At 53.2% G+C, this 14878-nt stretch carries 16 protein-coding genes, 1 tRNA gene and 1 other RNA gene; 8 read left to right on the top strand and 10 right to left on the bottom strand.

All coding sequences use genetic code 11. The features are described 5' to 3' along the window. Positions 1-74 precede the first annotated feature (74 nt). Positions 75-449: a MysB family protein gene (locus AOY23_RS05965; RefSeq protein WP_054178710.1), complete on the top strand. Its 375-nt coding sequence runs from the start codon at positions 75-77 to the stop codon at positions 447-449. Positions 450-529: 80 nt separating this feature from the next. Here AOY23_RS05965 and mdoH read toward each other — a convergent pair whose 3' ends face one another. Next, positions 530-3058, bottom strand: coding sequence for a glucans biosynthesis glucosyltransferase MdoH (gene mdoH / locus AOY23_RS05960; RefSeq protein ID WP_054178711.1), 2529 nt, complete (start codon positions 3056-3058; stop codon positions 530-532). Next, positions 3051-4604: a glucans biosynthesis protein MdoG gene (gene mdoG, locus AOY23_RS05955; RefSeq protein WP_054178712.1), complete on the bottom strand. Its 1554-nt coding sequence runs from the start codon at positions 4602-4604 to the stop codon at positions 3051-3053. The genes mdoH and mdoG overlap by 8 nt, the downstream gene beginning before the upstream one ends. A gap of 254 nt (positions 4605-4858) precedes the next feature. On the opposite strand from mdoG, the gene mdoC reads away from it, so the two are divergent. Then, entirely contained in the window at positions 4859-6019 is a 1161-nt protein-coding gene (mdoC, locus tag AOY23_RS05950) for a glucans biosynthesis protein MdoC (protein ID WP_054178713.1), read from the top strand. 32 nt (positions 6020-6051) lie between these two features. Here mdoC and AOY23_RS05945 read toward each other — a convergent pair whose 3' ends face one another. The 4 genes from AOY23_RS05945 to csgB all read right to left on the bottom strand — a co-directional run bounded on the left by AOY23_RS05945 (position 6052) and on the right by csgB (position 7864). Beyond that, a complete protein-coding gene (locus tag AOY23_RS05945) occupies positions 6052-6363 on the bottom strand; it encodes a hypothetical protein (RefSeq protein WP_072170932.1) in 312 nt (103 codons plus the stop codon). Between the two features lie 166 nt (positions 6364-6529). Further along, entirely contained in the window at positions 6530-6859 is a 330-nt protein-coding gene (csgC, locus tag AOY23_RS05940; RefSeq protein ID WP_054178715.1) for a curli assembly chaperone CsgC, read from the bottom strand. Between the two features lie 59 nt (positions 6860-6918). Beyond that, the gene (csgA, locus tag AOY23_RS05935) at positions 6919-7368 is read right to left on the bottom strand and encodes a curli major subunit CsgA (protein WP_054178716.1); all 450 of its coding nucleotides are present in this window, start codon (positions 7366-7368) and stop codon (positions 6919-6921) included. A gap of 40 nt (positions 7369-7408) precedes the next feature. Then, positions 7409-7864, bottom strand: a complete 456-nt coding sequence (gene csgB, locus AOY23_RS05930) for a curli minor subunit CsgB (RefSeq protein ID WP_054178717.1) — start codon at positions 7862-7864, stop codon at positions 7409-7411. 757 nt (positions 7865-8621) lie between these two features. Here csgB and csgD point away from each other — a divergent pair. From csgD to csgG, 4 genes are read left to right on the top strand one after another with little or no spacing between them, the layout of a single operon-like run. Continuing rightward, a complete protein-coding gene (csgD, locus tag AOY23_RS05925; RefSeq protein WP_054178718.1) occupies positions 8622-9272 on the top strand; it encodes a biofilm master transcriptional regulator CsgD in 651 nt (216 codons plus the stop codon). A gap of 4 nt (positions 9273-9276) precedes the next feature. Next, positions 9277-9666 carry a curli production assembly/transport protein CsgE gene (gene csgE, locus AOY23_RS05920; RefSeq protein WP_054178719.1) on the top strand — a complete coding sequence of 130 codons (390 nt, stop codon included), beginning with the start codon at positions 9277-9279 and terminating at the stop codon, positions 9664-9666. Positions 9667-9693: 27 nt separating this feature from the next. Continuing rightward, the gene (gene csgF / locus AOY23_RS05915; RefSeq protein WP_054178720.1) at positions 9694-10107 is read left to right on the top strand and encodes a curli production assembly/transport protein CsgF; all 414 of its coding nucleotides are present in this window, start codon (positions 9694-9696) and stop codon (positions 10105-10107) included. Between the two features lie 26 nt (positions 10108-10133). Beyond that, positions 10134-10967 carry a curli production assembly/transport protein CsgG gene (gene csgG, locus AOY23_RS05910; RefSeq protein WP_054178721.1) on the top strand — a complete coding sequence of 278 codons (834 nt, stop codon included), beginning with the start codon at positions 10134-10136 and terminating at the stop codon, positions 10965-10967. 44 nt (positions 10968-11011) lie between these two features. Here csgG and AOY23_RS05905 read toward each other — a convergent pair whose 3' ends face one another. From AOY23_RS05905 to ghrA, 4 genes are all read right to left on the bottom strand, one after another. Then, on the bottom strand, positions 11012-11494 hold the full coding sequence (locus AOY23_RS05905; protein WP_152958451.1) for a DUF1097 domain-containing protein: 483 nt from the start codon (positions 11492-11494) through the stop codon (positions 11012-11014). 96 nt (positions 11495-11590) lie between these two features. Then, positions 11591-12145: a TorD/DmsD family molecular chaperone gene (locus AOY23_RS05900; protein ID WP_054178723.1), complete on the bottom strand. Its 555-nt coding sequence runs from the start codon at positions 12143-12145 to the stop codon at positions 11591-11593. A gap of 21 nt (positions 12146-12166) precedes the next feature. Continuing rightward, positions 12167-12904 carry a phosphatase gene (locus AOY23_RS05895; protein WP_054178724.1) on the bottom strand — a complete coding sequence of 246 codons (738 nt, stop codon included), beginning with the start codon at positions 12902-12904 and terminating at the stop codon, positions 12167-12169. A 90-nt stretch (positions 12905-12994) separates the two neighbouring features. After that, on the bottom strand, positions 12995-13933 hold the full coding sequence (gene ghrA, locus AOY23_RS05890) for a glyoxylate/hydroxypyruvate reductase GhrA (RefSeq protein WP_054178725.1): 939 nt from the start codon (positions 13931-13933) through the stop codon (positions 12995-12997). A 272-nt stretch (positions 13934-14205) separates the two neighbouring features. Here ghrA and AOY23_RS05885 point away from each other — a divergent pair. Together AOY23_RS05885 and AOY23_RS21590 are read left to right on the top strand one after the other, a co-directional pair. Next, positions 14206-14293 (top strand) — tRNA-Ser (locus AOY23_RS05885). A 45-nt stretch (positions 14294-14338) separates the two neighbouring features. Next, positions 14339-14476: non-coding RNA, RtT sRNA (locus AOY23_RS21590), on the top strand. Positions 14477-14878 lie beyond the last annotated feature (402 nt).

Below are 14878 nucleotides of genomic sequence, written 5' to 3'. Positions count from 1 at the left end.
CTGCAGACCTTGCATAACGCAAACTTCAGCTATTCTTTCCCTGAATACCACATCAACCTGCAGGGAGAAAAGAGATGACTATGTATGCCACGCTCGAAGAAGCTATTGATGCGGCTCGCGAAGAGTTCCTCGCCGATAATCCGCAACTCGACGACGAGAATGCTGATATACAGCAGCTGAATATTCAAAAATACGTGTTAGAAGACGGCGACATCATGTGGCAGGCGGAGTTTTTAGCCGAAGAAAGTGATGACGGCGAGTGTCTGCCAGTGCTGTTCGGTGAGGCCGCGCAGAGCGTATTTGACGGTGATTACGACGAAATCGAACTTCGTCAGGAGTGGATGGAAGAGAACACCCTGCACGAATGGGATGAAGGTGAATTCCAGCTCGAGCCGCCGCTTGATACCGAGGAAGGCCAGACGGCGGCCGATGAATGGGATGAACGCTGAGTAGTCCTACGGGCTGTGATGGATACCCTGCGGGAAAAAAATACCGGCACAGTGGCCGGTATTTTTCCTTAACCTGCGGCTTACTGCACTTTCACCGCCAGCGGGTCCAGCCCTAACTGTTGATAATAGCTTACCCAGGACGAATATTTTTCCGGCGCGGCCCACACACGATAGTGCAGGCGCGACAGCGTCACCGGGTCACTCAACAGCACCAGACGACGGTCGCGATTAAGTTTATCCGGCGTTTCGTTCAACGCCTGCTCAACGTGACGGTCGCGGGCAATCTCCAGCACATGACTTTCACGGTGACGCGCGGTGGCCATCGCCGTCGCCAGCGCGTTGAACGCCGGACTGAACACCGCCTGCATAAAGCCATGCTCCAGTTCACGCCCACGGTTGAGCACCAGATATTTGTCGGTATCTTCCAGCACCTGCGGCGGAGAATACTCTTCCGGGATCAGGAACAGTTTCCAGCGCTTGCTGCGCAGACCGATCGTGGCGCGGCTGGAAAGCACAGAGACAAACGGCGACAGGATCAGCGAGAAGACGATCGGCGCCAGCCAGAACAGGAAGCGCAGATCGAGCCATGCCATCCCCACGGCCCACACCAGACCAAGCACCAACTGAGAGCCATGACGCATGAAGGCTTCGCCCCACGGGGTGGAGTCATCATCACGCTGCGGCGAGTTCCAGACCACTTCCCAGCCGAGGAACGCGCTGACCACAAACACCGTGTGGAACAGCATGCGCACTGGCGCCAGCAGTACCGAGAACAGCACTTCCAGCAGCAGAGAAATCGTCACGCGGAAGAAGCCGCCATACTCTTTCGAGCCTTTACACCACACCAGAATGATACTGAGCAGCTTCGGCAGGAACAGCAGCACCATGGTGGAGGCAAACAGCGCAATCGCCAGTTCTGGTCGCCACTGCGGCCAGACCGGGAACAGTTGCCGCGGTTGCAGGAAGTATTGCGGTTCGGTCAGCGCGTGCACTACCTGCAGGGCCGTCGACAGCGCGAGGAACATAAACCACAACGGCGCGGAGAGATAGGACATAACGCCCGTCAGGAACACCGCACGATGTACCGGATGCATCCCTTTCACCAGGAACAGGCGGAAGTTCATCAGGTTACCCTGGCACCAGCGGCGGTCACGTTTGAGTTCATCCAGCAGGTTCGGCGGCAGCTCTTCATACGACCCCGGAAGATCGTAGGCAATCCACACGCCCCAGCCAGCACGGCGCATCAGCGCGGCTTCCACAAAGTCGTGCGACAGGATGGAGCCGGCAAAGTTACCCTCACCCGGCAGCGGCGCCAGCGCACAGTGCTCGATGAACGGCTTCACGCGGATGATGGCGTTGTGGCCCCAGTAGTGGGATTCCCCCAGTTGCCAGAAATGCAGACCGGCGGTGAACAGCGGGCCGTAAACGCGAGTGGCAAATTGCTGACAGCGCGCATAGAGCGTGTCCATCCCGGAGGCTTTCGGCGAGGACTGGATGATCCCGGCATTCGGGTTCGCTTCCATCAGACGCACCAGCCCGGTCAGGCACTCGCCGCTCATTACGGAGTCGGCGTCCAGCACCACCATGTAGCTGTACTGGCTGCCCCAGCGGCGGCAGAAATCGTCGATGTTACCGCTTTTGCGTTTCACGCGACGGCGACGGCGACGATAGAAGATCTGCCCTTCGCCCTGCACTTCGGCGATCAGTTCCATCCACGCTTTTTGCTCAGCCACGCAGATATCGGGGTTGTAGCTGTCGCTCAGGATGTAAACGTCGAAATGCTGTGACTGCCCCGTGGCTTTTACCGATTCCCAGGTCGCACGCAGCCCGGCAAAGACGCGGTTCACGTCCTCGTTACAGATAGGCATGATAAGCGCGGTGCGATGTTCCGGGTTAATCGGTTCATTGCCGGTCGTGGAGGCGGAAATACTGTATTTGTCTTTGCCGATGAGCAATTGCAAAAAGCCCATCAGCGCGGTCCAGAAACCCGCCGACACCCAGCAGAACAGCACGGCGAAGAGGATGAGGATCCCGGTTTGCAGCACATACGGCAGAAGCTGCATAAAGGAGACCCACAAGTCCTGACCGACCATATCCGCCGGGTTAATCAGCGCCCAGCCCTGATAAGGCAGGATGGTTTTCATATACCAGGTGGCAACCACCGTCTGCGCCAGCGTTAACAGCAGCAGAATATAGCGGCGAATCGAGCCGACCATACGCCACTTCTGCTCACGCGCCTGCTCTTCTTTGGTCAGACGCGCCAGATAGCGGGGGGTAACGTCGCGGCCACGCAGCCGGTCCCAGAAACGCCCAATCGGGTTGGTGCGCCACGGGTCGGGGAACATGGAGGAACGTTTCGCTTCCGGCATCGCCTGCAGTTGATCGCGACCTTCATCGTCTTTGATAAACTGACCTTTCGCCAAAGAGTCCGGCCAGCTGTGTTCGAGACGCGCTTTCACCGACGCTAAGGGCGTGTCGTCGTCACGCGCAAACGTCCGGTGGTCGGCATCCAGCGCTTCGTGAATGGCACGGAGATCCGTGTCAGGCAGCGCGGCTTTTTCAGCCTCTGAAAGTGGCAGAGCGTCAATGTACTTCGTTGTCTTATTCATTGGCAGGCAGCTGATAGCTCCAGGTTTCGCTCAGCGTCTGATCGGCATTGACCAGCGCGGCGCGCATGTCCGTGGTTTTCTTGGCATCTTTCACTTTGACGCGCAGCATGAGGCGCCAGCCTTTGGTAAGCGGATTATAGCGAACGCTGTTTTCAACGATTTCACCATTGTCGCCAATGCTGGTCTGCGCGGTTACCGGGGTATCCTGCGGCAGTTTTTTCATGTCGGCGCCCGTGAAATCAACCATGAAAGCGATGGTGCCATCCGGCTGACGGATCAGGTTCGCCTGTTTCACGTCGCCCGTAGAGCGGCGGGTTTGCATCACAAACGCATTATCCGGTGCGTGCAGCTTATCTTCGTCACGGCTGAAGGTGATGGTGTATTTATAGTTCATCTCCTTGCCCGCCTCAGGCAGTTGCTCAGGCGTCCAGTAGGCGACGATGTTGTCGTTGGTTTCATCGTTGGTCGGAATTTCAACCAGTTCGATTTTACCTTTGCCCCAGTCCCCTTTCGGTGTGATCCACGCGCTCGGGCGCAGGTCGTAGCGGTCGTCCAGATCTTCGAAACGCGAGAACTGACGGCCACGCTGCAGCAGACCAAAGCCCAGCGGGTTTTCGGTTTCGTAACTGCTGACGGCGAGGTGTTTCGGGTTGTTGACCGGACGCCAGATCCATTCGCCATTACCGGCGTGAATGGAAAGACCGTTGGAATCATGCATTTCCGGGCGATAGTTGGTCGTCGGCGACGGCTGGTTTGGCCCGTACAGGAACATACTGGTCAGCGGCGCAACGCCGAGTTTACCCACTTTGTCGCGCAGATAGATTTTAGACTGCACGTCAACCACGGTATCGCGGCCCGGGATCACCACAAAACGGTAAGCGCCCGCGGCGCGAGGAGAATCCAGCAGGGCATAAATCGTCAGGCGTTTATCAGTTGGTTTCGGACGTTCAACCCAGAACTCGCGAAAACGCGGGAACTCTTCACCTGATGGCAGCGCGGTATCAATAGCCAGCCCGCGTGCGGATAAACCATAAACCTGCCCCTGACCGATCACCCGGAAATAGCTGGCGCCGAGCATGCTGACGATCTCATCGTTCTTATCTTTGCTGTTGATCGGATAGAGGATTTTGAAACCAGCAAAGCCCAGATCCTTGACCGTGTCTTTATCGTGCGGGACATCGCCAAAATTGAAGTAATCCGGGCTATATTTAATTTTACGCACGGCGGTGGCCGTCACTTCGTTGATGGTAACCGGCGTGTCGAAGTACATCCCCTGATGGTAGAACTCTAATTTGAACGGGGTTTTGATGTTGCTCCAGTAGGCTTTATCGTGGTTGAACTGGATCTTTTGATAGTCCGCGTATTTCATATCGCGGAATGCGGAGGGCAGGTTGCTTTTTGGTGCCTCGTAGCCTTTGCCAGCGAGTGATTTTGCCTGCTTTGCAACGTCATCAATACTAAATGCCCATGCAGATGAAGTACACAGGGATAACATTACGGCTGCGCCAATCCAGCGCAGTTTCATCATCTGTGGTTTATGTTTCATATAAGTAAGCACTTCCCCCTTTGTGTGCTTAAATCGATCCGATCTATTTTAATGGAAACTCAAGCAATCCGACAACTGAATCCCAGTCATGTTCAACACGCCGGCTCATGGATTAGTGACTGATCCGCTGCCTTTTTGTACTTTGCGTGCTTATCCTGGAGACAGGTTCCCGGACATCGTGTAGGGTTGCTGCCGAATTTAAACGTTATCGCCACTCGCGATAAGACGAAAAGTCTGAGATTGTATGTAAGTCTATGAATAAAGTACCGCCACAACGTGAATATTTCCTTGATTCTATCCGTGCATGGCTGATGTTATTAGGGATTCCTTTTCACATATCGTTGATCTACTCAAGCCATGCCTGGCACGTGAACAGCGTGGAGCCATCATGGTGGTTGACGCTGTTCAATGATTTCATTCATTCGTTCCGCATGCAGGTCTTTTTCGTCATCTCTGGCTACTTTTCCTACATGCTGTTTTTGCGCTATCCGCTTAAAAAATGGTGGAAGGTGCGCGTGGAGCGCGTCGGCATCCCGTTGCTGACCGCCATTCCGCTGCTGACGCTGCCGCAGTTTATTATGCTGCAGTACGTGAAGGGCAAAACCGACAGCTGGCAGGACCTGTCGCTGTATGACAAGTACAACACGCTGGTGTGGGAGTTGATTTCGCACCTGTGGTTCCTGCTGGTGCTGGTGGTGCTGACAACCATAAGCATCGTGGTGTTCCGCTGGCTGAGACGTCGCCAGACCCGCACCCGTAAACGTTTCTTCGAACATGTGACGCTCTGGCAACTGACACTGCTGTTTCTGGCGCTCGGTGTGCTGTATGCCGCGATCCGCCGCACGTTGTTTATCCTGTATCCGCCCATTCTGAGCGACGGCCTGTTCAACTTCGCCGTGATGCAGACGCTGTTTTACGTGCCGTTCTTTATCATTGGCGCGCAGGCGTTTATCAATCCGCGGCTGAAAGCGCTGTTCACCACCCCTTCTCCGTGGTGCGCGGTCGGTGCGGCGTTGGGCTTTATCGCCTATCGTCTTAATCAGCAATACGGTTCCGGTGATGCATGGATGTACGAGACGGAATCGGTGATTACGATGGTGTTGGGGCTGTGGATGGTGAATGTGGTGTTTGCTTTCGGGCATCGACTGCTGAATTTTCAATCGTCGCGCGTCACCTACTTCGTCAACGCTTCGCTGTTTATCTATCTGGTACATCATCCCTTAACGCTTTTCTACGGGGCGTGGATCACGCCTTTCATTACATCTGATACGCTGGGCTTTCTCGCCGGGCTGATCTTTGTTATCGGCTGCGCATTGATTTTATATGAGATACATTTGCGCATTCCGCTACTGCGCTTCCTCTTTTCCGGCAAGCCTTTGCAGGCGCCGAAAAAAGCGCAGGCCAGCGCCGGTTAATCAAAGCCCCTGCAGGAGGGGCTTTTTTCTGGTTACTGGTAATCGACCCGCAACACCGCCATGGTTTTTTGCGGGTTGATGTAATCCATTTTCACCGCCGCAATCGCATTATTCCCTTTAACGCCTTTTTCAGCCTGTTCGAGGGAATAGACCGAGGTTTTTGTTACGCCATCGCGATAGCAACTGATTGCCAGGTTATCCGCAGTGCGCGAGACGTTGCAGGGATCTTCGACAATGGCGCCACGGAAGTGAATCACTCCGCCTGGCGAGGTGTTCGCTGCGAGGCTTGCTGTGGATGAGATGAGGAGAAGTAAGGGAAGCGTCGTGCTCACAAATGTTTTCATGTCAAACCTCTTCAGTATGGCTCATCCTTGAGTGCGGTAAGCATTGCACCAGACGATAGCTACTGTGTTTACAACATGACACGGTCACTAACATTTATTACAGCATATTAACGTTTTCGTATTTCCGCCAGTCGAGTCAATGACTTGATTTACTGAATTTTTTTGGTCACGTTTTGTTCGATGACAACCACTGCTGTGACAAATGAAGCGCCTGCCCGTCGGTGACGGTGACAACCACTTTAACTGTGTCTTCAGGGGTCAAATTTATACGAAGCAGTGGCAGATCAATCGCCTGATTAGCGGGCAAAGAGAGGGTCTTACTCTGCTGTATCTGGCTGGTGCCGCTCTGCCCTTCCCGCAGGGTCAACACCTGAACGCGGCAGACGCAGGATTGATTTAAGGTAACGACAGGAACGATCGTAGTGATATCGCCCTGCTGTGCGACATCAAACGCAATCTGATTGCTCAGCGCCGCCAGCAGCAACAAGCTGTGCATATTCACCTCCAGAAAAAAACAGGGCCAGCGCCCTGTTTTTCAGATGACAATATCGGATGTTAGTACTGGCTGGCCGTTGCGTTGTTACCGTAACCAACCTGATGGACAGTGACGCTGGAATCAGAAGCAGACTGAGTCACCAGAGCACCATTGCTGGTACCGAACTGACGCACTTCGACTTCAGAGTTTTTGCTGTTCCACTGATCGACAGTGGCATTGTTTGCATAGCCATTCTGCTGCAGGTCGACAGTGCTGGTGTCAGACCCCTGGCCCACATCGGCTGCGTTAGCGCCGCCATATTGTTTGATGGTCAGATCAGAGTTGCGGGCATCGCTTTGCAGCGCGGTCGCCAGGTTGCCGCTACCATACTGATAGATGCTCATGGTTGACTCAGGGCCTGTGGTGCTGCCACCGCCGCCATGACCACCACCGTACTGCGGCACAAGACCTGCCAGAGCACTGCCAGAAACTACAATTGCTGCGAATGCTGCTACTTTGATAAGTTTCATGGTAAACCCCCATCGGATTGATTTTAATTGCCGTGAATAGCTAGCGTTGAATGACGCGTATTGCCATCTGCGACTGTCGTTGCACTACAACTGCGGTTTTTTGCGTACCATATTGCGTAATATTTGCTTTATTACCTGATCCTTGCTGGATAATGGCCGCAGTATTTCCGTATCCTCCTTGCTGAATATTTGCATCGTTACTACTGCCGGTCTGCGCAATATAAGCAAGGTTGTAGGTTCCTGACTGGTCAATTCTCGCCCGATTCCCGGACCCTTCCTGTGAAATAGCGGAAAGGACTTTTGAACCGCTCTGGCGAATAGTGGCATTATTATAACCACCCTGCTGACCAATAATGGCTGCCTGATTGTAAGATGGATTACTTAACTCATTAACCGCGAGGTTATATTCTGAATTTGCCAGATCATTACCTGCGGCGATGACTAACCCAGGCGAACCCAGTATTGTTAACACCATAAATAACAATTTGTTTTTCATGTTGTCGCCCTGGACCTGGTTCTGTTGTAATAATAACGTACCGATAATATGTAAACGATCTGCGTTTTTTGTTAACGCGGCGTTACGTTGGAGAGTATGTCGGGAGAAACATTTTAAATATCTCACCCGCCAGTGGTATTTTATTGCTTATATTCACCCCAAAGTATGAGGAGTAAAGCGTAATCGAAGCGGCAGAGGCGTTTTATTTCTTCCTGTTTCCTGATGTTTGCCAGATAAAAACGCATCGCCCGGAGGTGCTGCCGTCAAGAGAAGTTGACGCTATTCATCGCGTAAGAAATGGTTATTCGTGATCATCACGTGACCACGCTCGACTTTTCTTAAGCTGTGAGCGTGTACCGATCAACCTGTCAGAATTTTGTAATAAATTGCACTCTGAACCACATTTTAAAATCAATAAAAACCATTTAAATCAATAGATAAATGCACACACCAGCGTCCGGTAAATTTGTGCACAATTATTGAAATGTACAACTTTTCTATTAAATCTAAACAGTTTAAAATCCAGAAATACACATTTAAATATTTAGTTTTACATTCTGTTACACGATTAACACTTGCTTTAAGGTTGGTAATGACTAGATTGAAATTAGTCGTACTCAATTAGTTTTACTTTTGCCCCCATTGCGGGGTTTATGGCACTTTCTACACACAGCAGTTCCGCATCTTTCAGTACTTCTGGTACTCACGGTCTTCCCGTGAGCAGCTGTCAGGTGCGCTCAAAAAGTGGGGTTTCATCATGTTTAATGAAGTCCATAGTATTCATGGTCATACATTATTGTTGATCACTAAACCTTCTTTGCAGGCCACTGCCCTGCTACAGCATTTAAAGCATTCGCTGGTATTAACGACAAAACTGCATAATATTCAGCGATCTCTCGATGATATTTCGGCTAATAGCATTATATTATTTGATATGATGGAAGCCGATAAAAAGCTCATTCATTACTGGCAGGAAAACTTAGGCAGAAAAAACAATAATATCAGGATGCTGCTGTTAAATACTCCTGATGAATATCCTTTCCGCGATATTGAAAACTGGCCGCATATCAATGGCGTATTTTATGTCTCTGAAGATGAATCGCGTCTGATTGAAGGATTGCACGGCGTTCTGCGCGGCGAATGTTATTTCTCACAGAAATTAGCGAGTTATCTGATTACCCATTCCGGCAACTACCGCTACAACGGGACGGATACCGCGCTGCTCACCCATCGTGAGAAAGAGATCCTCAACAAGCTACGGATTGGCGCTTCCAACAACGAGATCGCCCGCTCGCTGTTTATCAGCGAGAACACGGTCAAAACACATCTTTATAATCTTTTCAAAAAGATATCCGTTAAAAACCGCACTCAGGCGGTCTCATGGGCCAACGATAATCTCAGGCGGTGAGCCCATGAAACGCTATTTTGCCTGGCTTGTGGCAGCAGAACTCCTGCTCGTCACCGGGAGTCTGCACGCCGTTGAGGTGGAAATCCCCGGCTTATTGACCGACCACACGGTCTCGTCGACAGGACATGATTTTTATCGTTCCTTCAGCGACAAGTGGGAAAGTGATTACAAGGGAAATCTGACGATTAATGAGCGACCCAGCGCCCGCTGGGGGAGCTGGATAACCATCGCCATTAATCAGGATGTGATTTTCCAGACGTTTCTCTTTCCAACCAAACACGATTTTGAAAATACGGTGGGTCAGGCGCTGGCAGCGACTGACGAGGCGATAAAACGCCGGCAGATCGATCAGACGTTGCTGAGCACTAAAGATTTAGCTCAGGACGAATTTTAAAAAACTGAATATAACGCGGAGGCTGTCATGCGTATTGCATATACAGTGATTTCACTCATCCTGATCCCTACCGTCAGTTGGGGCGGGAATATGGTATTCCAGTTCCGGAACCCGAATTTTGGCGGAAACCCGAATAATGGCGCTTTCCTGCTCAACAGCGCGCAGGCGCAGAACTCGTATAAAGATCCGAACTATGACGATTACGGCCTGGAGCCGACTTCGGCGCTGGATAATTTCACTCAGGCGATCCAGTCGCAAATATTAGGCGGGCTGCTCACCAATATTAACACCGGCAAACCGGGAAGGATGGTGACCAATGATTTCATCATCGATATCTCCAACCGGGACGGCCAGCTGCAATTAAACGTCACCGACCGTAAAACCGGGAAAACCTCAACCATTGAGGTTTCAGGTTTACAAACCAATTCCACTGACTTCTAACGCTCAGTTATTACAGGACGACTATCATGCAGCGCTTATTACTTCTCCTGGCCGTCAGTTTATTGAGCGGATGTTTAACGGCCCCGCCAAAAGAAGCCGCAAAACCGACGTTAATGCCGAGGGCGCAAAGCTATCGCGATTTAACCCATTTACCGATGCCCAGCGGGAAGATTTTTGTTTCGGTGTACAACATTCAGGATGAAACCGGGCAGTTCAAACCGTACCCGGCCAGTAACTTCTCGACGGCTGTACCGCAGAGCGCCACCGCCATGCTGGTCACTGCGCTGAAAGATTCACGCTGGTTTGTACCGCTGGAGCGCCAGGGTCTGCAAAACCTGCTGAACGAGCGCAAAATCATTCGCGCGGCACAGGAAAACGGCACGGTGGCGATCAACAACCGCATTCCGCTGCAGTCGCTGACCGCGGCCAATATCATGATTGAAGGCTCGATTATTGGCTACGAGAGCAATGTGAAGTCGGGCGGCGTGGGGGCACGTTACTTCGGGATTGGCGCCGACACGCAATACCAGCTCGATCAAATCGCGGTCAACCTGCGGGTGGTCAACGTCAGCACCGGCGAAGTGTTGTCGTCGGTGAACACCAGCAAAACCATTCTCTCTTATGAAGTGCAGGCCGGGGTGTTCCGCTTTATTGATTATCAGCGCCTGCTGGAAGGGGAAATTGGTTACACCGCCAACGAACCGGTGATGTTGTGCCTGATGTCGGCGATTGAAACGGGAGTTATCTATCTGATTAACGATGGCATCGACCGCAGCCTGTGGGATCTGCAAAACAAAGCCGATGTGAATAATCCGGTGCTGGCGAAGTACCGCGAAATGTCGGTTCCGCCGGAATCCTGATTGCAGGCAAAAAAAAGCGTGGCACCGCATCGGGCCACGCTTTTTTATTCACCCTGTAACGAGGGCGATTCCGTTTTCAGCCGCCGGGACGCCAGCCACAGGCCGCTGTTTTTCATCGCATAACCAAACAACAGCCCCAGCGCCAGCGACGGGACGATCACCCGCCAGTCGCCCTGCCCCGCGAACGTCGCGCCTGCGCCGATGAAAGTGCCAGGGACAAACGACAGCAGCAGTTGTTTCGCCTGAATGCACATCAGAAACGCCACGATACCGGTCAGGGAATAGCTGAGGATTTCCAGATGCGGCGCCAGCGCGCTGCCATACATAATGACCTGCGCCCACAGAACACCGCTCATCACCGTACAGGTGGCGATCAACAGCCCTTTCAGTCCGCCCTGCGGACAGGCGAAATAGGCGGTGCAACCGAGAAAACCGGCCCAGCTCAGTAAGCCTAAAGAGACAGCCACCCAGCCCCAGATGCCGGAGAGAATGCCTGTCGTCAGTGCAATAGAAAAGAGTATGTTCATGGCGCGGATCATAGCAGAAACGCGGCGCACAATTGTGATTGTGAGCACATTATCATCACGCAATGATTTTACGTTACATTGATAACGTGATTTACATCACCCTTCGTTTTCTTCCTGTAATTCATCCCACATGGCGGAAATCGCCTCGCGGGTCAGCGGCGCCATCGTGCGCCAGAACGGTGTCGCAGCATGCGCTTCCAGCTTGCCGAGGAAGGCGCCGCACCAGGGCAGCAGGTAATCTGCGAACAGGGTTTCCAGCGCCTCGCTTTCATCCTCTTCCGACTGATCTTCAAGCCAGGAGGCTGCCAGCAGCAACGTGCCGAGGTGATCGGCAGGTGCGTCGCTGAGCGGCATACCGCGTTCGGACAAGAACGCGCGCACATCCGCTTCTTTGATCTCACTCTGCCAGTGGCTGGCAAACGGCGGTACGCTGCACTCTTCCCCAACAAACAGGGCGTTGTAGTCAGTGGCGATCTGCTGCCCGTCGCAGCTTTTCTGCAGGCGCTCCAGCAGTTCGTCCTGCTCCAGCGGCCAGCTTTCCGCCAGTTTGCCTTCACGGATCAGGGTAAACAGCGGCACCAGCAGCGGGTCCTGCGGCTGACGGTAGAACAGCGATCCCAGCACGCGGCAGAGGATTGAAAACTCGTTCATTCAGTTATTCCAGTTAACAAATTACAGTTCAGAAAATTCAGGGATCGGCGCCATCCCGCGTGATTCCATGAAATTCAGGAAACGGCGCGGCGTGACGTTGAGAATGCGATCTTCCGGGAAATCGACGGCATCGAGGATTTTCTGGCATTCAGTGAAATCGCCCAGCGAAAACGCGGTGTGCGAGTCAGAGCCGAGCGCCACCCAGCCACCCGCGTCGCGCACAGCTTCGGCGATGGCGCGGCAGTTGTCTTCGCTGCCAATACGAGATGCGACAAACGAGGAGTTGTTAATCTCCAGCGCCACCTGATATTTCGCCGCCGCTTTAGCGATGGCCGGAATATCGACCGGGAATTTCGGGTTACCCGGATGGCTGATGATATGCACGTTGCCGCTGGCCATGGTGGCGATCATCGCTTCGGTATGGGTGGCTTTATCCTGCGGCGGAAAAACAGGTTCATGGAAACCGGCGATGATCAGATCTAATGACGTCAGCATCGGTCCGGTGCAGTCAATTTCACCCTGTGTATTTTTAATGTTTGCCTCAATACCCCGCAGGATACCGATCCCATCGACCATCCGCGGCCAGATGCGCATATTGATAAAGTGCCAGTGGTGTGGCGCATCGGCCATGTCAGGGCCGTGATCGGTGATAGCAAACAGCGCGATCCCTTTGCGCTTGGCCTCAGCAATATAATCATGAAGGGTGCTGTAGGCATGGGTACTGGCGACGGTGTGCATGTGCAGGTCGACGGGATACATTGCTTTCTCCTCTCTGTTTTACGCAAAGGATAACAGGATTGCGTGAACTTTATGAGTAAAAAACCCGACGCGACCCGCCGGGTGTGGCATTCAATAACCTGAGTGACGATCCACTGGTTTGCTACCCGCTTCACCCCGCTCAAGCTGCTGGATGGTGCGGGAGATAAACTCGATTGCCTGCAAAGGGCGCGTGACCGCCGCGACATGCGGCGTTATCGCCACTCGGGGATGTTTCCACAACGGGCTTTCCGCCGGTAACGGCTCCTGATTGAAAACATCCAGCATCGCGCCTTTGATTTTACCGCGCTCCAGCGCCTGCAGCAGATCGTTTTCAATAACATGCACGCCACGCGCCAGGTTGAGCAGATAACTCTCATCCCTGAGCTGCGCCAGCAGGGTCTTATCAATAATGCCCACCGTTTCCGGAGTGTTGGGCAACAGGTTGATCAGCACGCGGGTTTCGCGCAGAAAATCCGCCAGTTCGTCTCGCCCGGCAAAGCTGGTCACGTTGGGCCAGTTCTTGCGGCTGCGGCTCCAGCAGCGCACCGGGAAACCCCAGCCAAGCAGGCTTTCCGCGACTTTACTGCCGAGCACGCCCGCGCCCAGAATGCCTACCGTAAAATCTTCACGCTGATAATCAGGCAGCGGCTGCCAGTGGACATTGTACTTTTGCTGCTGATAATCGTCGAAACGGCGGAACCAGTGCAGCACCTGGCTGACAGCATATTCCTGCATCTGTTGCGCCATGCCGGTATCTTCGAGGCGAAACAGCGGCGTGGTTTCCGGCAGCATTTCCGGGTGGGCTTTCAACTGGCTCAGAATCGAATCCACCCCCGCGCCCAGGGCAAACACCGCTTTCAGCGACCGTCCTTCCAGCATTTCCACTGGCGGATGCCAGACCAGCGCATAATCCGCAGGCCCGTTATCGCCGCTTTTCCATCCGCGCACTTTCGCGCCAGGGAGCCGTTTCTCCAGTTCTGAAATCCAGAACGGAATATCAAAGGTGGGATGGTAGAAAATGATGTTCATTGTGTCTCCAGACGGATAAACGCGCTTTTACGGTTTAATGACAATCACGCATGCGGTTACTGGTTGTTTTGTCGCGGTTTATCAGCATAGCAAATTTCTTTCGCGCAGCCTTTAAAAAGCCGATTGCTGACAAAAAAAGCGTTTCCGGTTCGATTTAGAAGCAAGTTGCCTGAAGATTAGCTAACTGCGCGATTTTTTCGAAAAGTCAGTTGACGATCGGTACGGTTTTCCCTACATTAGCGCCCGTCCCGGTGATGCCGGGAAGACAATATGGTGAGGTGTCCGAGTGGCTGAAGGAGCACGCCTGGAAAGTGTGTATACGGCAACGTATCGGGGGTTCGAATCCCCCCCTCACCGCCATATTTAAAGAAGAGCTCGTATGCAAATGCGGGCTTTTTTTTCGCATGTAACTCCGCGCCGGGGGGGATGAGAACGCCCGACCGGGGTTCGACAACGTGCTTTAGCACGTTGGACAGACCGCGAACGCAGTGAGCGGGCTGCCCGCAGGGCGAGCGAAGCGAGTCAATCCCCCCCTCACCGCCATATTTAAAGAAGAGCTCGCATGCAAATGCGGGCTTTTTTTTTGCATGTAGCGCCGCACCAGGGGGGGATGAGAACGCCCGACCGGGGTTCGACAACGTGCTTTAGCACGTTGGACAGACCGCGAACGCAGTGAGCGGGCTGCCCGCAGGGCGAGCGAAGCGAGTCAATCCCCCCCTCACCGCCATATTTAAAGAAAAGAGCCTGTACGCAAGTACGGGCTTTCTCTTTTATGTTCTCCGTAAGGGGGGATGAGAACGCCCGACCGGGGTTCGACAACGTGCTTTAGCACGTTGGACAGACCGCGAACGCAGTGAGCGGGCTGCCCGCAGGGCGAGCGAAGCGAGTCAATCCCCCCCGGTGCCTGATGCCACTCAGTGCCAATATTCGAACCGTTGGCTTTTG

The sequence above is a fragment of the Trabulsiella odontotermitis genome (assembly GCF_001297775.1).
Lineage (GTDB): Bacteria > Pseudomonadota > Gammaproteobacteria > Enterobacterales > Enterobacteriaceae > Trabulsiella > Trabulsiella odontotermitis.
The sequence above is the reverse complement of the archived record's forward strand: the minus strand, read 5'-3'. Positions and strand labels throughout refer to the sequence as shown.